Below are 20898 nucleotides of genomic sequence, written 5' to 3'. Positions count from 1 at the left end.
ATCAGAGGATGGCGCTATGCAGCCGGCGCCTGGCCGTGGCGAACTTGCCGTTCAATGTCCGCTCGGCGATCCCCATGACGCCGTGGTGATGGGCGACCAGTGCGCTGACCACGGCCTCCTGCGTCTTGAAGCTGGAGTACGGTGCGCCCGAGGGCGACTGGCCGAGCATCAGCTCCAGCATGCCCCCGATGATGTTCAGGTAGGTGGCCTCGGCCCGATCGCTGATCGGGCACTGCGCGCAGGCGGGAATCACCGTGGACTGCTTGAGCAGCGCGTCGTGCTTGTCCTGCAGCTCGCGAAGTTGGCGCTTGGACTGCTCCAAGGCGGATCTCAGGGCGAGCTGTTCAACCAGCATGGCCTGCCCTGTCTCCAGCGAAATGAAGGGATGGGTGATGCGCTCGCTACGGGAGAAGAGAAAGCCCGGTCGCTGCTCGGGGTAGTGCTGGCGCATCCAGCGCTTCAGATCGACATGGCGGATGGTGAGATCGAAAGAGTCGATCAGTTCGGTGTCGTGCGTCGTGATGCCGTCCCGTCCGAAGGGCAGCTCCCCATTGAGGATGCCGTCATAGATGCGTTCGGTGTATAGCCGCAGTTCGCCCCAGCGTGGGCAGTCCAGCGAAAGTGGCAGGTTCCGGGGCGACGAAATCGAGGCCAGGATCACCTGCTCGTACCGCAGCAGCCCGGCCCAGCGGATGGACGCTTCGATCGGGCGGTAGAACACCTTTGATGTGGGTGCATCATTCTTGTTCTCGTGCATGCTCCGTCTCCTTCCAGGAGAAGAACTACATGGCCGACTCCTTTGCCTCCGACCTCATGATCGGCGTGTTGTCTGTGCAGGAAGCGAGCCCCGAGGGCGGCTTCGTCATTGGGCTTGAGTACCTCTTACCAGTCGGCGCTACTGGTAGCCGTCGTGTGCTCGATGTGTAAAAATTCATCGAATAGAAGGTCGAGCATCAGGACGCAGGCTCGACAGTGACGCTCACGCTATCAGGGTCGTAAGAAGTTACGGCCTCTGCAAAACCGTCTGGGTATGGCCTGATATGCCCACGGTCTCATGGGGTGCCAAGGGGATGGCAATCGTCATCCAACGTCCAGCAGGACGCGGCGAATCCGCGCCTGTCATGCTCATCCCGGCATGCTGATATATCCATAAAGAATCGTGCGCCTACGCATCATGGCGAGGGTGCGCATTCTTCCGGTGTGGCTTGCGCAGATGGGCGCCGCGATGCGCGGTGCGCCTTTCCACGGAGGCATCCGAACTGCCCCGACATCGGAAGCCTGCTGCCTAGTCGGCATCGCGATGAAGATGGGGAAGCAGAGAGCGGGAGATGGGGGGCGAGTTCGAGGGCGTGCGGATGGCGATGTGCCGGGTGCGGGTCCGGTGCGCTGAGTGTGTGTCTCTGGACGTCGATGGACTTCTTTGGACGAACTCGTTGCCGGGGACGAAAAATTAGGCTACAATTCAGGTCTTCGCTGGGTACCTCGGCGAAGAAAGTGTTCGGGAAACAACGACTTACGCGCCTAGTAAATGTCTCGTTTCCCGCTCCAGAGTTTTTTTGCATTGCCTTCACGGCAGATGCCCATGTGGCTCAGTGGTAGAGCACTCCCTTGGTAAGGGAGAGGTCGGCAGTTCGATCCTGCCCATGGGCACCACCCCCCCCCTTCTGCATCCCCCTCCTCGCCGGTATCCGGCAAACCCACCCGCCATCGCTGTCACGCCGCCGCGTCCGCACGCGCACGGTCTCCGCTTCGCCCAGGCGCACCGATGGCATGGCGCTCTGCCGTACATTGGCCGCGCGCGCACCACGACGCTTTTCCACGCTTGCCCTACACTCGAAACAGCATCGCACCGCTCCGCCGTGGCGGCGTGGCTGGTGCTGCGGTGCGCAAGCGGCAATGCGACAGGGGGCTCGGCATGGGCACGGTGGCAAGCTTTGAGATCGGCTACACGCAGTACCTCGATGCACGCGGTGAACCCAAGCAGGATCTTCCCGCCTTCGCGCGCGACCCCGCGGCGCTGCTGCCGCTCTACCGCGCGATGGTGCTGGCGCGGCAGTTCGACCTGAAGGCCATCGCCCTGCAGCGTACCGGCAAGATCGGCACCTTCGCCTCGGCCATCGGCCAGGAAGCGATCGGGGTCGGCGTGGCCAGCGCGATGCGGCCCGAGGACGTGCTGGTGCCCTCCTACCGCGACCATGCCGCGCAATTCGTGCGCGGCGTCACCATGACGGAGAGCCTGCTGTACTGGGGCGGCGACGAGCGCGGCAGCCATTTCGCCGCGGCGCCCCACGACTTTCCCAACAACGTGCCGATCGCCACCCAGGTATGCCACGCCGCGGGCGCGGCCTACGCCTTCCGCCTGCGCGGCGAGGCGCGCGCCGCGGTCTGCCTGCTCGGCGACGGCGGCACCTCCAAGGGCGATTTCTACGAGGGCATGAACCTGGCCGGCGCCTGGCGCGTGCCGATGGTGCTGGTGGTCAGCAACAACCAATGGGCCATCTCGATGCCGCGCGCGGCGCAGACGGCGGCGCAGACGCTGGCGCAGAAGGCCATCGCCGCCGGTGTGCCCGGCCGCCAGGTCGACGGCAACGACATCGTCGCCGTGCGCCAGGCCGCCGCGCAAGCGCTGGAACGCGCGCGCGCGGGCGATGGCCCCTCGCTGATCGAGGCCATCACCTACCGGCTGGGCGACCACACCACCGCCGACGACGCCAGCCGCTACCGCGACGAAGCCAGCGTGAAAGCGCACTGGGCACAGGAACCGGTGCTGCGCCTGCGCAACTATCTGGCCAGCCTCGGCGCGTGGGATGCGGCGCGCGAAGAAGCGCTCATCAAGGACTGCGCGCAGCAGGTGGCGCAGGCGGTCGAAGCCTACCTGGCCACGCCCATGCCCGCGCCGGCGGCCATGTTCGAGCATCTCTACGCCACGCTGCCGGCGGCGCTGGCCGGCCAGCTCGCCATGGCGCAGCGTTTCGCGGGCACGGACACGCCGCCTTGAGGCGGACGCCGGACTTCCCGTACCGCCGATGAGCGCACGGCATGCAAGGCACCGGGCAAACGACGCCAGCAAGCGGAAACGGCGCCAACCTTAGCGAGGCAAGCACACCATGGCCGAGATCCATCTGGTAGAAGCCGTCAACCAGGCCCTGGCCCACGAACTGGCACGCGACCCGAGCGTCGTGCTGCTGGGTGAGGACATCGGGGTCAACGGCGGCGTGTTCCGCGCCACCGTGGGCCTGCAGGCCCGCTTCGGCGCGCAGCGCGTGATCGACACCCCGCTCGCGGAATCCGGCATCGCCGGCGCCGCGGTCGGCATGGCGGCCATGGGGCTGAAGCCGGTGGCGGAGATCCAGTTCACCGGCTTCATCTATCCGGCGATCGACCACATCATCAACCACGCGGGCCGCCTGCGCCATCGCAGCCGCGGGCGCCTGAGCTGTCCGATGGTGCTGCGCTCCCCGTTCGGCGCCGGCATCCACGCGCCCGAGCACCATTCTGAAAGTCCCGAGGCCATGTTCGCCCACATGCCGGGCATCCGCGTGGTGATCCCCTCCTCGCCGGCACGCGCCTACGGCCTGCTGCTGGCCGCCATCCGCGACCCCGACCCGGTGATCTTCCTCGAGCCGACCCGCCTGTACCGGCTGTTCCGCCAGGAGGTCGCCGACGATGGCCAGGCGCTGCCGCTGGATGCCTGCTTCACCCTGCGCGACGGCAGCGACCTGACACTGGTGAGCTGGGGCGCGATGCTGCAGGAGACGCTGGCCGCGGCCGGCCAGCTCGAACAGGAAGGCATCTCGGCCGCGGTCATCGATGTGGCCACGCTCAAGCCGCTCGATCTCGACACCATCCTGGCGTCGGTGGCACGCACCGGCCGCTGCGTGATCGTGCACGAGGCGCCGCGCACGGCCGGCTTCGGCGCGGAGATCGCCGCCGGCCTGGCCGATGCCGGCCTCTACTCGCTGGCCGCGCCGGTGCTGCGCGTGACCGGCTACGACACCGTGGTGCCGCTGGCGCGGCAGGAGGCGCTCTACATGCCGAGCGTGGCCCGCATCGTCGATGCGGCGCGCCGCGCGATGGCGGCGTGATCGACCCCGCCGCGGGCCGGCAAACGATGGTTCGCGCCCGCGCCGCGCCGCGCAGGCGATGACCGCAAGGAGCAATGCGATGCGTATCTTCAAGCTGCCCGATCTCGGCGAAGGCCTGCAGGAAGCGGAAATCGTCGCCTGGCACGTCGCCGAAGGCGAGACAGTCGCGGCCGACCAGCCGCTGTTGTCGGTGGAAACCGCCAAGGCCATCGTCGAGATCCCCTCGCCCTTCGCCGCGCGCCTGGCCAGGCATTACGCCGCGCCGGGCGACATCGTCCACCTGGGCGCGCCGCTGGCAGGCTTCGAAGGCGCAGGCGAGGACGATGCCGGCACCGTGGTCGGCACCGTCGCGGTCGGCAGCCAGGTGGTGGCGGAAGCCCCGGCGCCGCTGGCCGGCGGCGGCGCCGGCGCGGTGCGGGCCGCGCCGGCGGTGCGGGCGCTGGCGCGCAAGCTGTCGGTCGACCTGGCCATGGTCACGCCTTCGGGCGCGGAGGGGGTCATCACGGCCGCCGACGTCGAGCGCGTGGCCAAGGCCCTGGCCGAGACCGGCCCGGCCGAAGTGCTGCGCGGGGTGCGCCGCGCCATGGCGCAGAACATGGCGCGCGCGCAGAGCGAGGTGGCCGCCGCCACGGTGATGGACGACGCCGACGTCCAGGCGTGGCCGCCGGGCACCGACGCGACCATGCGCCTGGTGCGCGCGCTGGTGGCGGGCTGCCGTGCCGAACCCGGCCTCAATGCCTGGTACGAAGGCGGCAGCGGGCGCCGCCACGTGCTGCAGAAGATCGATGTCGGCATCGCCGCCGACCTGCCCGAGGGCCTCTTCGTGCCGGTGCTGCGCGACGCGGGACGACGCGATGCCGCCGACCTGCGCCAGGGGCTGGAACGCATGCGCGCCGACATCCGCGCGCGCACCATCGCGCCGGAAGAAATGCGTGGAAACACGATCACGCTGTCGAACTTCGGCATGATCGGCGGCAAGTACGCCGCACCCATCGTGGTGCCGCCCACGGTCGCCATCCTCGGCGCGGGCCGCATGCATGATGCCGTGGTCGCGGCCGCGGGGGCCGTCGCCATCCATCGCCTGCTGCCGCTGAGCCTGACCTTCGACCACCGGGTCGTCACCGGCGGCGAAGCCGCGCGCTTTCTCGCCGCGGTGATCGCCGACCTGGCCCTGCCGGATTGAAACCGACGGCGGGCGGCCCGCGGCCGCCCGCGCCGGATCAGCCCGGCATCTGCTGGAACGCCTGCGACAGCGCCGCGATGGCCACCATGAACAGCACCAGGATCAGCATCAGCTTGTAGAACATGGCAATCTCCTTGCCGGCAGCGCTTGGCATGCACGGCCGGGACGCGGGCGCGCCGCCGCCTGGCCCCGTCCCGGCCGCATGGCTCAAAGGTTGATCAGCAGATAGAGGGCCGCGACCGTGCCGATCGCGTAGAGCGTCTTGTGATAGATGGCTGGCATCTCGGATTCTCCCGGTTGCATGTTGGAAAGGGCGGCAGGATGCCGCCTCCAGACAGGCTGCCGTGCGGGAGAATCAGGCCGGGGAAACCGGCCCGCGGACTCCCCGCACGGCGGGGAGAAGCACGGCCGGGGAGCCGTGGCGGGCCACGGAGGCAAGGCGCGCGGCATGGGCAGGACGTGCCATGCCGGCGCCGGGGACGGTCGGAACGGCCACGGCAGCGCGGCGGACCGTCGCCGCGCGATGCGACGCCGCGACCGCGCACGCCCACCCGCACGGCAGGTGCCGGCGGCGGGAAACATGGCGGGGGGAGGCGTCAGGCATCGTCATGCGCGATCCGTGTATATCCTTCGTGTCTTGGCGCTGGTCCGCCGGCATGCGCCGGCGCGACAGGTGGTCGATCATGTGCCCCGCCGGCCTGGCCTCTGCGCCTTTGGCGCGGGCCATGACCGCTGCGCAGCATGGCGAACGGGGTGTGGTCCCTTATGCCACAGACCCGCGCCGAAGTCCAGCCGCCGCCCGTGTTCCTTGTGTATATAATGATAATTTGATTAACATCACAGCGCGCCGAGCCCCTCATGGAATCCAAGACCGCCCGCCTGACCGTGCTGATCGACCCGGTCAAGAAAAAGGCCTTCGAGACGCTGTGTGCGTCCCAGGACCTGACACCGTCGCAGGTCGTGCGCCAGCTGATCCGCGACTATCTGCAGCACCACGGCGTCGAGTACGCCACCAAGGCCCGCGCCCCCGCCGCCTCCACCGGGCGCAAGCGCGCCGGCTGAACGTCCGCCGCCGGGCGCCGTGCACGGCCTGGGTGCCGCGGCGCGGCGCGGCACTCAGGCCGCTGCGGCGCGCAACACCCGGCAACGTTCCAGCGCCGCTTCCAGGCTGTCCACGTAATTGCCCTCGCCCAGCGCGGACATCACCCCCGCGCGCGCCAGCTTGCCACGCACCCGCGCATTGGCTTCGCACAGCACCACCGCCACGCCGCGCCGCCGCAGCTTGCCGACCACCTCGATCAGCGTCTGCAGTCCGGTGATGTCCATGAAGGGTACGCGGCGCAGGCGGATCACTAGGCAGCGCGGATCGGTGTGCGTCTGCACCAGGGCACGCTCGAAGTTCTCGACCGCGCCGAAGAAGAACGGGCCCTCGATGGCGTATACCAGCGTGCCCGGCGGCAGCGCCGGCACCGCGCCCAGTTCCCTGCCGAGCGCGCCATGGTCCTGCCGCGCGATCTCGACCGAGGCGGCCATGCGCCGCAGGAACTGCATCATCGCCAGGATCACGCCGATATTGACCGCCACCACGAGGTCGGCGAAGACGGTCAGCACGAAGGTGATCAGCAGGATGGCGACGTCGGCGCGCGGCGCGCGCACCACCATGGCGGCGAAGTGCCGCACTTCGCTCATGTTGTAGGCCACCACGAAGAGGATGGCGGCGAGCGCGGCCAGCGGCACGCTGGCCGCCAGCGGTGCCAGCAGCACGAGCACCAGCATCAGCACCACCGCGTGCGTGATGCCGGCCAGCGGACTGTTGCCGCCATTGCGGATATTGGTGGCGGTGCGCGCGATGGCGCCGGTGGCGGCGAAGCCGCCGAACAGCGGCGCGACGATATTGGCGATGCCCTGCCCGATCAGTTCCTGGTTGGAATCGTGCCGCGTACCGGCCATGCCGTCCGCCACCACCGCCGACAGCAGCGATTCGATCGCCCCCAGCATGGCGATGGTGAAGGCTGGCCCGATCAGCTCTACCACGCGCGCAGGCGTGACCTCCGGCAGCGCGAAGGCCGGCAGGCCACGGGAGATACCACCGAAGGCGCTGCCGATGGTAGCCACGCCATCGAAGCCGAACGCGGCCTGCAGGGCGGTCGCCACCACCAGCGCCACCAGGGGGCCGGGCACGCGCCGCAGCGGGGCGATGTGCGGCGTGGCCACCACCAGGGCCAGGCTGAGCAGTGCGATGCCGGTGGTGGCAGGATGCCACTGCGGCAGGACCTGCAGCAGGTGCCAGACCTTGTCATGGAAATGCTCGCCCGGCACCGCCGGCAGGCCGAAGAAGTCGCGCCACTGGCCCACCCAGATGATGACCGCGATGCCGGTGGTGAAGCCGACGATCACCGGCGCCGGGATGTACTTGATGACCACGCCCAGCCGGGCCAGCCCCATGGCCAGCAGCATGATGCCGGCCATCAGCGTGGCGATCTGCAGTCCCTCGATGCCGTGGCGCGCCGTGATGCCCGACAGGATCACGATGAAGGCGCCGGTCGGGCCGGCGATCTGCACGCGGCTGCCGCCGCAGGCCGACACCAGCAGGCCGGCGATGATGGCCGTGTAGAGGCCCTGCGCAGGCCTGGCGCCGGAAGCGATGGCGAAGGCCATCGCCAGCGGCAGCGCGACGACGCCGACGATCAGCCCGGAGACGATGTTCGGCAACCAGTTCCCGCGCCGGAACAGGCCGGCGCGCCAGGCTTCCCGCAATGCCGTCATGGCGCACGCTCCATTCGTATCGCATCACATTTCATGATAATAGGATGCGCTTCGAGCCAGGAGCAAGGCGGCCGGCCACATGCGCGGGAACGCTGACGGACTTATCCAAGGTATCCACAGGAACGGTGGATATCCAAGCCACCTGCCTCCCGCAAAGCCGCGCCAGTACTCAAAAAAGCTGGACTGCACAAATAATAGGCAAACACATGCTTGAGGCGGGGAAGGCAGGAATGCTTCGTGCAGTCAAGCCCTGCCGGGCAGGTCGCAGGCCAGTGGAAGGGAACACGGTGGCAGGCACGCGGCGCGGGCATCGTCCGTATCCGCGCTCCCTGTCCGCAGTCCCGGTCCGATGGACTGGCCGACAGGACGCAGGCAGGCAAGCTACGCGCGCGTCGGGCGCCTCGCGCCCGGCAGGGTCGATCGCCGCAGCGATGGCGCGCCCGGCGGCTGCGTGGCAGAGCCTCGGGCAAGCGCGCCGCGCCGGGCGCGGCAGCGAAGAAGAGAGGGAAGGCGCGGCGGGGCGGAAGCGCGATCGGGGCCGCGCCCGCGAGCCCGTCCGGCAGCGAGGCCTCAGGCGTGGCGCGCCAGCACGCCGCGGATGGTCTCGGCGAGATCCTTGGCCAGGAACTTGGAGACGTAGGCGTCGGCCCCGACCTTGCGCACGTGTTCCTCGCTGGCCTCGCCCGACAGCGAGGAGTGGATCACCACCGGCAGCGACTTCAGGCGGGCATCGCCCTTGATCTTGCGCGTGAGCGTGAAGCCATCCATCTCGGGCATCTCGAGATCGGTCAGCACCAGCGCGATCTCGTCCTGCACCGACTTGCCGCTGCCGGCGGCCTGGTCGGCGATCTCGCCCAGCACGTCCCAGGCTTCCTGGCCGGTCTTGGTCATCACCACCTGCACGCCCATGGCTTGCAGGCCCTGTTCGATCAGGCTGCGCGCGAAGGCGGAATCGTCGGCGGCGAGGATGCGGGCACCGGGACGCAGCGAAAGCCTGGGCCCCACGGTGGCGGGATCGACGTCGGGCTGGCGCGTCGGCAGCACGTCGCGCAGGATCTGCTCCACGTCCAGCACCTGGACCAGGCGCGGATTGTCGGACTCGGCGTCGAGCTTGGCGATGCTGGTCACCAGGTCGCCCTTGACGCTGGTCTCGGCCGACACCACCTGGCTCCATTCGAGGCGCACGATCTCCTCGACCGCCTCCACCGCGAAGCCCTGGGTGGAACGCGCATACTCGGTCACCAGCAGGATGTTCAGCCCGCTGCGCGGGGTGCAGCCGACCAGCTTGGGCAGGTCGATCACGGGGATCACCTGGCCGCGGATATCGGCCATGCCGAGCACCGCCGGCGCAGCGCCCACCACCGTGGTCACGGTGGGCATGACCAGGATCTCCCGCACCTTGAACACATTGATGCCGAACCATTCGGACTGGCCGGAGTGGTTCGAATCGCCGAGACGGAACAGCAATAACTCGAACTGGTTATTGTTGGTCAGATTGGTCCGTTCGTCGACCTCTCTCATCGCGCTGCTGCTGCTCATGCTTGGCTCCGCTACCTGGTGTTGTTCGGCACATCCTCGACACTGCGGTCCACCGGCGCGGCGGCACGGGCGAAGCGCATGCCTTGCGGCAAGCAGCGCGCAGGCGCGGCAGGCGCCGGCCGGCTCCGGTGATCCAGTGGACTCAGGGCGGCTAACGGCAGATTCCCGCCAAGGTTTAGCGGGGCCGGCTCAGCCGCCGGCCAGTGCCTGCAGGATGTGCACTTCGTCCGACTCGCCGAGCGGCGCGTCCAGCCGCATGGCCTGGCTGCGGTTGACGAAGACGCGCATATAGGGGCGCAGCCCGCCCTGCTCGTCGACGATGCGGAAACGCATGCCCGGATAGCGCCGCTCGAGGTCGTCCAGCAGCGCCGCCACGCTCGTGCCGGCCGCCTCCACCACCGGCTGCCCGCCGGTGTAGGAATGCAGGACGGAACAGATCATCACCTTCATGCTGCCTCCACGATGACGTTGCCGATGCCGATGCCGCCACCTCAGGCGAAGACCGCCGTCTCCAGCGCGTAGATCTCGGGCAGGTGCTGCGCCAGGCAGGACCAGTTGCCGCCCTCGTCGGCGCTGGCCCAGATCTCGCCCCCGGTGGTGCCGACGTAGAGGCCGACCGGATCGCAGGCATCGGTCGCCATGGCCTGCCGCTTCACCGTGAACCAGGCCTGCTGTGCCGGCAGGCCGCGGTCCTGGCGCTGCCAGCTGCGGCCGGCATCGTGCGTGACGTAGGCAGCCGGGCGGCCCTGCGGGCTGACACGCGGCCATACGTCGGTACCGTCCATGGGAAACACCCAGACCGTGTCGGCATCGCGCGGATGCGCCACGATGGGCAGGCCGATGTCGCCCACCTCCGCCGGCATGGCCTCGCCGATGCGCCGCCAGATCCCCTCGCGCCGGTCCATGCGGTAGATGCCGCAGTGGTTCTGCTGGTACAGGATGTCGGGCGCGGCCGGGTGCAGCAGCACGCGATGCGGATCGTGGCCGAATTCGGGCGGGGGCGGCGGCAGGAAGTCCGCCGCGCAGCCCGCGTTCAGCGGCGCCCAGCCGGCGCCGCCATCCGTGCTCTCGAACACGCCGCCGCTGGACATGCCGATATAGAGATGCCGCGCATCGCGCGGATCGACCAGGATGGAGTGCAGCTTGGGCCCGTCCGGCGTGCCGTCCTGCGCGCCCCCGGTCCAGGCCGGCCGCATCGGATGGTCGTTGAAGCCGGACACCGGCGCCCAGGTGTCGCCGCCGTCCTCGCTGCGGAACAGGCCCTGGGGCGAGGTGCCTGCATACCAGGTGCCAGTCTCGTCCGCGTGGCCCGGCGCCAGCCAGAACACATGGTCGACCACGCGCGCCTCCTGCCCGGCTTCGGCCCGGGCAAAGGCCGGTGGCCGCGTGGCCTCGCGCCAGTGGCGGCCGCCGTCGGTGGAACGGAATACGGTGGGTCCGAGATGGCCGGTGCGGGCGGCGGCCAGCAGGGTGCGGCGGTCGCGCGGGTCGAGCACCAGGTGATGCACGATATGGCCCAGGAAGTGCGGCCCGTCGGGCACCCACTGTTGCCGCGCGGCATCCGCGCGGTACAGCCAGGCGCCCTTGCGCGTCGCCACGAGGAGGGTCGTCTTCCCGTCATGCGGCGCGGCACTGCCGGCAATGGATGAAGCCATGGACTTTGTCTCCTTGCGGGGCCGGTCGGCACGTGCCGCCTGGGCGGCATGCATGACGCGCCAGCGGGCGCGTGAGGGTGGCATCAGGGCGGCACAGGCGCGGCACCGGCGCCGGCATGGGTACGCGGTCGGGGGACGCACTCACGATGCCGACCTTTCCGATTCTAGGATATCCCCTGCCCCATCCTCCGCGGCCCGGTGCCGCGCCCCCTTGAGAAACCGCCCAACACATCACTTCTCGGTGGACAAGCGCCGCCGGCTATGGCATACAGCGTAATCCGCCCTGCCGCCCGCCACGCCATGCCTCGCGCATCGCGCGGCCGCCGGCAGGTTGACCTCCCCTCCTCGGATACCAAGAAACCGGCCATGCGCGCCCACCCGTACCGCACCGCCCCGACCCGGCAGCCGCTGCCGGGCGTGCGCGCCTGCGCGGGCGGCCGCGCCGCGGGCCGCGGGCAGCGCACGCCTGCCCGCGCCGGCCGGCATTTCCTCCTCGCCGTGCTTTCCTGAGCCGTGCGGGACGGCACCGGCCCAGGCCGGCACGCCGCCCCGCACGGCCGCTCCCTCCGGGTACCAGGGCCCGGCCGCGGCGCCAAGCCGCAGCGGCCGCCCGCCCGTGCCGGCCATCGGCCGCGCGCGGCGCGTCCTGCCACCCGCACCCGAGCGGCGGCTGCCCCGAGGCGGCCGCCATGCCCACAGGCGGCCGCGCGGACTTCCGCGGCGGCCGGCACCGGTCCGCCACGCGTGCAGGCGGGCCGGCGCATGCACATCGAGATTCATGGAAATCAGCCAGAACTTCGTCAAGGCCAAGCGCCCCTGCGCCGACGGCTATCGCTGGTACCTGCGCAACCGCGACGGCGGCACCGACTATCAAGACCTGCTGGACACCCTGGTGCGGCAGCACCGCGTGAGCGACGCCTGCTGGCTGCTCGATCAGTTCGGCCCGACCGACACCGTGCTCGAAGCCGATGCCATCGCCGCGCAGGCGCTGGTCTTCGCCGGCTCGCTCATCGTGCGCGGCGACGTGCATGTCGACACGGTCCTGCGCGCCGGCGGCGCCATCCGGGCCGGGGCCGGCCTGCGCGCCGGCGAGGCCATCCAGGCGGGAGACGCCATCGAGACCGACGGTGCCATCCATTGCGGCGGCATCCTGCAGGCTGGCGCCGACGTGCGCGCCGGCTGGAGCGCCGACGTCGCCGGCTCGCTGCAATGCGCGGGCATCCTGCGCGTGCGCGGCGCCCTGCACTGCGGCGACAGGCTCTCCGCCGGCTCGGGCCTGCTGGTCGGCGCGGACCTGCACGCGCGCGGCGCCCTGCACTGCGGCAAGGGGTTGCGCACCGGCGGCAGCCTGTACGCGGAGGACCTGGTGCGCGTCGCCTGCGGCATCGAATCCGGCGCGGACATCGAAGCCGGCCTGCACCTGGAGGCCGGCTGGGGCATCAAGGCCGGCGGCGATATCCGCGCCCACGGCGCCATCCGCGCGGGCGAGGGCATCGAGGCCACGGGCGAGATCCTGCCCGGCGCCGGCTACGGCGTGCATGCCGGGCTCAGCGTGCGGCTGGAAGACTGGCCGCACAGCGCGCGCGTGCGCGCCAGCGCCCGTCCCGCCGCCCTGCTCAGCGGCCACTGGGAGGCGCCATGAGCCTCGCCCTGCCCGCCTGTGCCCTGCCCTTCGCCTTGCCGTCACCGTCCTGGCCGCCCTGGCCGCCCTGGGGCGAGCGGCTGCTGACAGCCCGGCGCACGCCCGCGCGCGGCGCGCAAGCCGCCATGCAGCCGCCGCCGCGCCCGCTCGAGTTGCGCATCGACGTCAGCCACGGCCCGGCGGAGACCGAGCGCGACATCGACGCCGTGCACGACCGCCTGTGCCGGCCCGATGGCGCCCTGCACGGCATGCCGTCGCTGGCCTGCGGCGTGCCCGGGCTGCGCCTGCGCTACCGCGAGGCCGATGGCGAGTACTACATCTACGTCGAGGACGTGGCGCGCGGGCGGCTGGCCGGCTACACGGTGTTCAACCGGCTGGTCGAGGTGGACCGCCGCGCCGACCGCCACCTGCGCGCGCCGCACTCGAAATACGCGCTGGACTACCAGCGGCGCGGCCTGGCCTCGGCGATCTACCGCTGGGCCCTCGACGGCGGCCTGTGCCTGATCACCGGCGCGCGCCAGTCGGCCGCCGCGCATGCCCTGTGGATGCGGCTGGCCGCGCACTACCCGCTCGGCTACGTCGAGTTGCGCGACAAGGCGCTGCGCTACCTGGGGCCGGCCGTCACGCCGGTGGTGCTGGACGACCTGCACACGCGCATGATCCTGCTGGGGCGGGGCTGGACGCTGGATACGCTGGCCGGCGCCACCGGCATGCGCTAGCCGGCGCGGCAACGCCTGCGCCGGAAACGACGAAGCCGGCGCAAGGCCGGCTTCGGGTCGAAATGGAACGATCGGAAGGCTCGGAGCGATCGGAACGATCGCGCTGGCCGGGATGCGGCATGGGGCCCGGGCATGGTCAGGTCCGCGCTTCCCCAGCCTTCCATGCCTTCCGCGCCTTCCGCGCCTTCCGCTCGATGCGGCGGGCACGCAGGCGGTCGTACACCAGGTTGAAGAAGAAGGTGTACGGCAGGAAGAACAGCAGGATGCCGAGGTCCAGCAACAAGGCCTCGAGCAGGCTGATCTCCAGCCACCAGGACGCCAGCGGCAGCACCAGCGCGATCAGGCCCAGTTCGAAGGCAATCGCATGGACGATCCGCACGGCCACGTTGCGCACCAGTCCGAAGCGCCGTTCGATGCGCTCGAACACCGCGTTGAAGGCCACGTTCCAGGCCATGGCGATCAGCGACACCAGCGCGGTCAGCGCGCCGACGTGGACCAGCGACAGGCCCAGCACCCAGCTCACGACCGGCGCGCACAGGACGATGGCCGTCAGCTCGAAGCTCAGCGCGTGCGCCAGGCGTTCGGCCAGCGTCTTGGGGGTGTCCGGCCGCGGCCGGGACGGCGACGCGCGATGCTTCGGCTGGGCCTGCTGCATCCCATGCGCCGCGTGGTTCGAAGACTTCCATTGCTTCGATTGCTTCGATTGCTCAGATTGCTTCGGATACTGCTGTGGATACGTCACTTGCGCCGTCATAGGCAACTCCTTGAAATCAGCGATGCCGCCATTTTGATCGGATTTTCCGTTTCAACATAGTTTGTTAATATCGGTTTTTCCGATATATAGAGCAATCCCCCTGATGCGCCATTCGCCTGAAGCCCTGCTCGCCTTCGCCGAGGCCGCCTCCCTGGGTTCGTTCTCCGCCGCCGCGCGCAAGCTCGGCAAGCGGCAGTCGACCATCAGCGAGGCCATCGCCAACCTGGAGATCGACCTGGGCGTGCAACTGTTCGACCGCACCGCGCGCCAGCCCCGGCTCACCGATGCGGCGCGCGCGCTGCTGCCGGAGGTGCTGCGGGTACTGGAAGCCAGCGAAGCGATCGACCAGCTCGCCGCCCGCCTGGCCGGTGGCGAGGAAGCGCGGCTGACGCTGGTGGTGTCCGACACCTACCAGTCCAGCCGCTACGAGGAAACGCTGGCCGAGCTGGAGCGGCGCTTTCCCACGCTCGAACTCGAATGCCAGAACGCCGAGCACGACGATGTGATCGACCTGATCCAGCAGGGCCGCGCCCAGCTCGGCCTGATGGCGGCACGCAGCAGCTACCCGCCCGACATCGGCGCGGCGACGGTGGCCGAGCAGGCGGAGATCGGCCTCTACGTCGGCCTGCAGCATCCCTTCGCCGCCTATGGCGATGGCGAGGTGCCGCTCGCCGCGCTGCACGAGGCGCGCGAGCTGCGCCTGCACACCTATGTGGCGCCGCGCGGCGCTCCGCTCGAGACCGGGCTGGTCGCGGGCCGGCGCTGGTGGTCGGCGCCGAGCTACCTGATGCTGATGGAGATGGCGCTGGCCGGCTTCGGCTGGACCGAGCTGCCGCGCCGCATGGTCGAGCATTTCGCGCGCGGGCGCCTGCTCGAACTGCACGCACGCGGCTGGCCGCGCCGCATGCCGGTGGACGCGGTATGGTCGCGCGAGCGTCCGCTGGGCCCGGCCGGCTCCTGGGTGCTGGAACGCATGCTGGCGCCCTGAACCTCCACCCGCTCCTGGGGCGGCGCGCCCTCGCTCAGTGCGGCCGCGCCCCGATGCGCAAGGCCCCGGCGATTCCCGCCACGCTCAGCAGGGCCGCGGCGCAGGCGCCCAGCCGCATCGCCGCACCGGCATCGCCACCCGCCCCGATGGCGATGGCCAGGATCGCCGCCGCGCCGGCGGTACCCGCCAGCGCGCCCACCTGCCGCGTGGCATTGAGCACCGCCGAGGCGGTACCGGCCAGGTCGGACGGCGCCCGCTCCAGCACGGTGGCCGTCATCGGCGCGATCGCCAGGGCCGTGCCGGCCGCCAGCGGCAGCATTGCCGCCAGCAAGGCAGCCAGGCCGCCATGCAGGGTGGCCAGCGCGCACAGCAGGTAGCCCAGCGCGGCCAGCGCCAAGCCGGCGGCGATCTGGCGCCGCGCGCCCAGGCGCGGCAGCAGGCGGCCGGCGATGACGTTGCCGGCGGTCAGGCACAGCGCCAGCGGCAGCAGCGACAGTCCCGTGTGCAGCGGCGTCATGCACAGGCCCTGCTGCAGGTAGAGGCTGAGCAGGAACAGGCAGCCGAAGTAGGCCGCGCCGATCACGAAGCCGACCCAGTTGGCACCGCCCAGCGCCGGATCGGCGAACAGGCGCGCGGGAATCATCGGCGCCGCGCCGCGCCGCTCGACCTGCACGAAAGCCAGGGCGGACACCAGCGCCGCCAGCGCGGCGAGGCCGACCGCCGGCGACAGCCAGCCGCGCGCCGGCCCCTCGATCAGTGCGAAACTGGCCGCGCCCAGGGCGGCCATCCCCAGCAACTGGCCGGCCCGGTCGGCGCCGCGCCCGGGCCGCGCCGGCAGCGCCGCCAGCACGCGCGGGCCGGCCAGCAGGGCCAGCAGCCCGGCCGGCAGGTTGACCAGGAAGGCGCCGCGCCAGCCCAGCGGCGCCAGCACGATACCGCCCAGCACCGGCCCGGCGGCCGCCGCGGTCGCCACCAGCCCGCCGAATACGCCGACCGCGCGCGCCCGCGCCGCGGCGTCGGGGTAAGCCGCGCGCAGCAGGGCCAGCGAACTCGGCAGGAACAAGGCCGCGCCGGCTCCCTGCAGCGCGCGCGCGCCGACCAGCGCCGCGACGGTGGGCGCCAGGCCGCACAGCGCCGACGCGAGCAGGAACAGCGCCAGGCCGCCGAGGAAGACCCGGCGCGCGCCGAGGCGGTCGGCCAGCAGCCCGGCGCTCAGCATCAGGCCGGCGAAGCTGAGGTTGTACACGTCGACGATCCAGGCCAGTTCCGACAGGCTCGCGCCCAGGCCGGCGCGCATCGCGGGCATCGCCACGTTGACGATATTGGTGTCGAGGATGGCCATGAACATGCCGGCGGACAGCACCCACAGCGTGGCGGTGCCGCGCGGCGCCACAGCCGGTCCGGGCGCCTCGCGCAAAAGCGGCGGGGGCGCAGGAGACGCAGGAGACGCGGGAGACGCGGGAGACGCGGGAGACGCGGGAGACGCGGGAGACGCGGGAGACGCGGGATAAAGGGTGGTGCCGGCGCAGGCCGGCAGGCAAGCGCGGGAACGGAAGGAATCAGGCATGGAGTCGGCGGCCGTCGGTAGGATCGGCCTGGCAGCAAGGAAGACCCCGCCATGCTAAGGATCCCGACCCATGCAATAAAGCAGCACTTTCGCAGTGCTATGATGCATTTCTGCATTCATCCGAGAGCACCGCAGCGGCCATGGACACCCGTCTGCGGCACGCCGCCGCCGATATGAACTGGGACAACACCCGCTACTTCCTCGCCATCGCCCGCAGCGGCTCGCTGCGCGGCGCCGCCGCCAGCCTGGAGGTCGACCAGGCCACCGTGGGCCGGCGCCTGGCCGCCTTCGAAGAGGAACTGGGCGCCACCCTGTTCCTGCGCACGCCGCAAGGCTACGTGCTGAGCCAGGCCGGCGAGATGATGCTGGCGGATGCGGAGCAGATGGAAAGCGCGGCCGAAGCGATCGGACGCAAGTCGGCGCTGGCCGACCGCCTGCTCGCCGGCCCGGTGCGCATCGCCACCACCGACACCCTGGCCGAGGGCTTCGTGCTGCCGGCGCTGGCGGCGCTGCAGCGCCGCCACCCTGAGCTGGAGTACACCCTGCTGACCGCGACCGAGCTGGTCGACGTGGCGGCGCGCGAGGCCGACCTCGCCGTGCGCGGCCTGCGCCCGCAGGCGGGCAACGTCATCATCAAGAAGCTGGGCGTGGTGGAGATGGGGCTCTACGCCGCGCCGGACTACCTGGCACGGCGCGGCAAGCCCCGGCGCGGCGCGGGCCTGTCGGGGCACGACCTGCTGATGTTCCCGCGCGATACGGTGCCGCGCCACTGGCAGGAGCTCGGCGGCGAAAGCCTGCGCGGCGCGCACGTGGCGCTGCAATCGAACTCGCAGATGGCGCTGCGTTCCGCCGCGCTGCGTGGCATGGGCATCGCGCTGCTGTCGGCCTTCCTGGCCGAGCGCGACAGCGGACTGGTGCGGATCTTTCCCGATCGCCGCGACTGGGTCGACATCTGGCTGGTGCTGCACCCGGACCTGCGCCGCGTGGCGCGCGTGCGCGCGGTGATCGAGGCGCTGGCCGGCGCCTTCAAGCGCTGAGCGCGCGCAGCGCGTGCCGGATGCAACTGGAGTACTGAGTGAGCGGCTGGCTTCAGCAGCCTGCTTCAGCGGCTGATTTCAGCGGTTGGTTTCAGCGGTTGGTTTCAGCGGTTGGCGTACACGCGCGCCAGCGCCTGCGCATGGTGCAGATTGCGCTGCCAGCCGGCATCGAGGAAGGCTTGCAGGCGCGCCAGCAGCGGACGGGTGGGACGGGCGGCGCTGGTGCGCGCAACGGCGGGGGTCTTGCGCAAGTGGGTTTCGAGGTAGATCTGCATCGGTTTCTCCTGGTGGGTTCCACGGCGGGGTGCGCTGGTGGCGAAGCGCCCGCATTCCGTGCCGGGGTCCGGCACCATCACAGCCGCCGGCCCCGCATAAGGGTTTTCCCGAGTATACCGAATCCGGCACATCGGAACCTGGGATAGATCGGATTGCGAAGATTCACACACCGTGATACTGGCTCCGCCGCCGGCAGCCACGCGGCCGGGCAGCGTCGCAATGGCCAGGCATTCCGGTATTTCCACGCCGGCATACCGTGCATTCCGACCCGCTTATGAATTTCGCGGGCAACTCCCCTAGCCTTGAGCCTCGCCCGAACTTGCATGCCGCGCAGACCGGCGCAGGCGGGCCAGCATCCGACACCACAAAAGACCAGGCCGGCCACGACCGCCGTTGGCGGCGCCCGGCGCCCCGCTAGGAGACAGCCAATCATGATGGACCAATCCATTCCGTCGCCGACGGAACTCGATGCCGCGTCGGCGCCGCCGCAGCGCAAGCTCGACCGCTACTTCGAGATCAGCGCGCGCGGCAGCAATACGCGCCAGGAAGTGGTGGCCGGCATCACCACCTTCATGGCGATGGTCTACGCCGTCTTCGTCGTTCCCGGCATGCTCGGCAAGGCCGGCTTCGACACCAGCGCAGTGTTCGTGGCGGTCTGCCTGACCACGGCCTTCGGCTCGCTGCTGATGGGCATGTGGGCACGCCTGCCGATCGCCATCGGCTGCGCCATCTCGCTGACCGCCTTCGTCGCCTTCGGCCTGGTGCTCGGCCAGAAGCTGACGCCCAGCGTGGCGCTCGGCGCGGTCTTCCTGATGGGCGTGGTGTTCACCGCCATCTCCGTCACCGGCGTGCGCTCCTGGATCCTGCGCAACCTGCCGGCCGGCGTGGCGCACGGCGCCGGCATCGGCATCGGCCTGTTCCTGCTGCTGATCGCCTCCAACGACGTCGGCCTGGTGGTCAAGAACAGCGGCGCCGGCCTGCCGGTCACGCTGGGCAAGATCACCGCCTTCCCGGTGGTGATGTCGGTGCTGGGCCTGGCCGCCATCTTCGGCCTGGAGCGCCGCCGCGTGCCCGGCGGCATCCTGCTGGTGATCGTCGGCATCTCGGCGCTGGGCCTGGCCTTCGACCCCGCGGTGAAGTTCACCGGCGTGTTCGCCCTGCCCTCGCTGAGCGCCCCCGGCCACGCCGCGCTGATCGGCGCCATGGATGTGCGCGGCGCGCTCTCCGCCGCCGTGCTGCCGAGCGTGTTCGCGCTCGTGATGACCGCCGTGTTCGACGCTACCGGCACCATCCGCGCGGTAGCCGGGCAGGCCGGCCAGCTCGATGCCAGCGGCCACATCCGCAACGGCGGCCGCGCGCTGACCGCCGACTCCGTCAGCTCCATCTTCTCCGCCTTCTTCGGCGGCGCCCCGGCGGCGGCCTACATCGAATCGACGGTCGGCGTGGCCGCCGGCGCCAAGACCGGCCTGGCCGCGGTGGTGGTCGGCCTGCTCTTCCTCGCCGTGATGTTCTTCTCGCCGCTGGCGGGCCTGGTGCCCTCCTACGCCACCGCGCCGGCGCTGATGTACGTCGGCCTGCTGATGCTCTCCAGCGTCAGCCGCCTGCACATGGAAGACACCGTCGACGCCCTCGCCGGGCTGGTGTGCGCCGTCTTCATCGTGCTGACCTGCAATATCGTCACCGGCATCATGCTCGGCTTCTGCACCCTGGTGGTGGGCCGCATCGTCGCCGGCGAATGGCGCAAGCTGAACGTCGGCACGGTGGCCATCGCCGTGGTGCTGGCCGCCTTCTACGCCGGCGGCTGGGCGATCTGAGGCCGCCCGCCCGCGATAAGGAACGATGTCTCCTCCAGCCGCTTCGGCGCTGGCTTACCGCACCGGGCCTGTCGGCCCGGTTTTTTTCGCCCGGCGAGCGCCGCGGTGGTGGCGTGCGGTGGTGGCACAATGCGCGATCGACCACTTCCCCTGTCCGGGTCCGCAACATGCCTTCCTTTTCCGATCCCTGGCTGCATCCCTGGCTGCCGGCGATCTCCGCCCGCAGCACCACCTCGCCCGTGCTCGAGATCGGCTGCGGCCATGGCGACGACACCGCCGTGCTGGCGGACGCCGGCCTGCGCGTGATCGCCTTCGACCTGTCGCGGGCAGCCGTCGCCGCGGCCCGGCTGCGCGTACCGTCGGCACAGATCGAGTGCCGCGACATCCGCGCGCCGTTTCCGCCGCAGGCAAGCGAGCTCGGCGCGGTCATCGCCAGCCTGTCCCTGCACTACTTCCCCTGGGACGAGACCGTGTCGATCGTCCAGCGCATCCGGGACGCCATGAGGCCTGGCGGATGGTTGCTATGCCGCCTGAATTCCACCGAGGACCACAATTTCGGCGCCGGCCAGGGGGTGCGGATCGAAGAGAACTACTACTCGGTCGATGGGCAGCCGAAGCGCTTCTTCGACGAGGAGGCGGTCTGCCGCCTGTTCGACGGCCAGTGGCAACGCGTGTCCATGACGCACCAGCGCACGCGCAAGTACGTCCGCAGCAAGGCCCTGTGGGAGGTGGTGGTGGAGAGGGTCTAGGGTCCTGCGTCCTGCGTCCGGGATTCGGTGACGCGGCACGCCGGATGCCGCGCCCGGCGGGACCGGACCCGCACCGGGCGGCGGCGCTGCCGCGCGGCGCGCGGCAGCGCATGCAGGCGTGCTG

20 protein-coding genes and 1 tRNA gene are annotated in these 20898 nt (G+C 70.7%); 13 read left to right on the top strand and 8 right to left on the bottom strand.

Annotation, left to right across the window (positions count from 1 at the left end):
- Window position 1 precedes the first annotated feature (1 nt).
- The gene (locus tag BKK79_RS29855; RefSeq protein ID WP_071039614.1) at window positions 2–757 is read right to left on the bottom strand and encodes a hypothetical protein; all 756 of its coding nucleotides are present in this window, start codon (window positions 755–757) and stop codon (window positions 2–4) included.
- A gap of 29 nt (window positions 758–786) precedes the next feature.
- On the opposite strand from BKK79_RS29855, the gene BKK79_RS41270 reads away from it, so the two are divergent.
- The 6 genes from BKK79_RS41270 (at window position 787) to BKK79_RS29830 (ending at window position 6330) form a co-directional block, all read left to right on the top strand.
- A complete protein-coding gene (locus BKK79_RS41270; protein WP_198173343.1) occupies window positions 787–927 on the top strand; it encodes a hypothetical protein in 141 nt (46 codons plus the stop codon).
- 651 nt (window positions 928–1578) lie between these two features.
- Window positions 1579–1653, top strand: a tRNA-Thr gene (locus BKK79_RS29850).
- A gap of 262 nt (window positions 1654–1915) precedes the next feature.
- Entirely contained in the window at window positions 1916–2998 is a 1083-nt protein-coding gene (gene pdhA, locus BKK79_RS29845; RefSeq protein WP_071021300.1) for a pyruvate dehydrogenase (acetyl-transferring) E1 component subunit alpha, read from the top strand.
- 109 nt (window positions 2999–3107) lie between these two features.
- A complete protein-coding gene (locus BKK79_RS29840) occupies window positions 3108–4085 on the top strand; it encodes an alpha-ketoacid dehydrogenase subunit beta (protein WP_071039613.1) in 978 nt (325 codons plus the stop codon).
- A 79-nt stretch (window positions 4086–4164) separates the two neighbouring features.
- Window positions 4165–5268 carry a dihydrolipoamide acetyltransferase family protein gene (locus BKK79_RS29835; RefSeq protein ID WP_071039612.1) on the top strand — a complete coding sequence of 368 codons (1104 nt, stop codon included), beginning with the start codon at window positions 4165–4167 and terminating at the stop codon, window positions 5266–5268.
- 858 nt (window positions 5269–6126) lie between these two features.
- On the top strand, window positions 6127–6330 hold the full coding sequence (locus BKK79_RS29830) for a CopG family transcriptional regulator (protein ID WP_071021308.1): 204 nt from the start codon (window positions 6127–6129) through the stop codon (window positions 6328–6330).
- 54 nt (window positions 6331–6384) lie between these two features.
- Here BKK79_RS29830 and BKK79_RS29825 read toward each other — a convergent pair whose 3' ends face one another.
- The 4 genes from BKK79_RS29825 to BKK79_RS29810 form a co-directional block, all read right to left on the bottom strand.
- Window positions 6385–8034 (bottom strand): SulP family inorganic anion transporter, encoded by a 1650-nt coding sequence (locus tag BKK79_RS29825; protein ID WP_071021310.1) that lies wholly within the window; start codon window positions 8032–8034, stop codon window positions 6385–6387.
- Window positions 8035–8604: 570 nt separating this feature from the next.
- On the bottom strand, window positions 8605–9573 hold the full coding sequence (locus BKK79_RS29820) for a chemotaxis protein (protein ID WP_071021312.1): 969 nt from the start codon (window positions 9571–9573) through the stop codon (window positions 8605–8607).
- Between the two features lie 189 nt (window positions 9574–9762).
- Entirely contained in the window at window positions 9763–10023 is a 261-nt protein-coding gene (locus BKK79_RS29815; RefSeq protein ID WP_071021315.1) for a MoaD/ThiS family protein, read from the bottom strand.
- A 41-nt stretch (window positions 10024–10064) separates the two neighbouring features.
- Window positions 10065–11228 (bottom strand): glycosyl hydrolase, encoded by a 1164-nt coding sequence (locus BKK79_RS29810; protein WP_071039611.1) that lies wholly within the window; start codon window positions 11226–11228, stop codon window positions 10065–10067.
- Window positions 11229–11594: 366 nt separating this feature from the next.
- On the opposite strand from BKK79_RS29810, the gene BKK79_RS40675 reads away from it, so the two are divergent.
- From BKK79_RS40675 to BKK79_RS29800, 3 genes are all read left to right on the top strand, one after another.
- The gene (locus tag BKK79_RS40675) at window positions 11595–11738 is read left to right on the top strand and encodes a hypothetical protein (RefSeq protein ID WP_157128552.1); all 144 of its coding nucleotides are present in this window, start codon (window positions 11595–11597) and stop codon (window positions 11736–11738) included.
- A gap of 268 nt (window positions 11739–12006) precedes the next feature.
- Window positions 12007–12870 carry a hypothetical protein gene (locus BKK79_RS29805; RefSeq protein WP_071039610.1) on the top strand — a complete coding sequence of 288 codons (864 nt, stop codon included), beginning with the start codon at window positions 12007–12009 and terminating at the stop codon, window positions 12868–12870.
- A gap of 125 nt (window positions 12871–12995) precedes the next feature.
- Window positions 12996–13589, top strand: a complete 594-nt coding sequence (locus BKK79_RS29800) for an N-acetyltransferase (protein ID WP_071040448.1) — start codon at window positions 12996–12998, stop codon at window positions 13587–13589.
- A gap of 136 nt (window positions 13590–13725) precedes the next feature.
- On the opposite strand, the gene BKK79_RS29795 is transcribed toward BKK79_RS29800, so the two are convergent.
- Window positions 13726–14244 carry a multidrug/biocide efflux PACE transporter gene (locus tag BKK79_RS29795; RefSeq protein ID WP_071040446.1) on the bottom strand — a complete coding sequence of 173 codons (519 nt, stop codon included), beginning with the start codon at window positions 14242–14244 and terminating at the stop codon, window positions 13726–13728.
- Window positions 14245–14446: 202 nt separating this feature from the next.
- Here BKK79_RS29795 and BKK79_RS29790 point away from each other — a divergent pair, with 202 nt between their 5' ends.
- Window positions 14447–15331, top strand: a complete 885-nt coding sequence (locus BKK79_RS29790) for a LysR family transcriptional regulator (protein WP_071021324.1) — start codon at window positions 14447–14449, stop codon at window positions 15329–15331.
- A 34-nt stretch (window positions 15332–15365) separates the two neighbouring features.
- Here the strand turns inward: BKK79_RS29790 and BKK79_RS29785 are convergent, their stop codons facing one another.
- Window positions 15366–16724 (bottom strand): MFS transporter, encoded by a 1359-nt coding sequence (locus BKK79_RS29785; protein ID WP_071039609.1) that lies wholly within the window; start codon window positions 16722–16724, stop codon window positions 15366–15368.
- Between the two features lie 314 nt (window positions 16725–17038).
- On the opposite strand from BKK79_RS29785, the gene BKK79_RS29780 reads away from it, so the two are divergent.
- Entirely contained in the window at window positions 17039–17935 is an 897-nt protein-coding gene (locus BKK79_RS29780) for a LysR family transcriptional regulator (protein ID WP_232346351.1), read from the top strand.
- 104 nt (window positions 17936–18039) lie between these two features.
- Here BKK79_RS29780 and BKK79_RS40670 read toward each other — a convergent pair whose 3' ends face one another.
- Window positions 18040–18210: a hypothetical protein gene (locus BKK79_RS40670; protein WP_157128550.1), complete on the bottom strand. Its 171-nt coding sequence runs from the start codon at window positions 18208–18210 to the stop codon at window positions 18040–18042.
- A 432-nt stretch (window positions 18211–18642) separates the two neighbouring features.
- Between BKK79_RS40670 and BKK79_RS29775 the strand changes: the two genes are divergently transcribed.
- Window positions 18643–20025: an NCS2 family permease gene (locus tag BKK79_RS29775; RefSeq protein WP_071039608.1), complete on the top strand. Its 1383-nt coding sequence runs from the start codon at window positions 18643–18645 to the stop codon at window positions 20023–20025.
- A 167-nt stretch (window positions 20026–20192) separates the two neighbouring features.
- Window positions 20193–20774 carry a class I SAM-dependent methyltransferase gene (locus BKK79_RS29770; RefSeq protein ID WP_071021333.1) on the top strand — a complete coding sequence of 194 codons (582 nt, stop codon included), beginning with the start codon at window positions 20193–20195 and terminating at the stop codon, window positions 20772–20774.
- Window positions 20775–20898 lie beyond the last annotated feature (124 nt).

Origin of the sequence: Cupriavidus sp. USMAA2-4, from assembly GCF_001854305.1 — a bacterium.
In the GTDB taxonomy this organism is placed as follows: domain Bacteria; phylum Pseudomonadota; class Gammaproteobacteria; order Burkholderiales; family Burkholderiaceae; genus Cupriavidus; species Cupriavidus malaysiensis.
The sequence above is the reverse complement of the archived record's forward strand: the minus strand, read 5'-3'. Positions and strand labels throughout refer to the sequence as shown.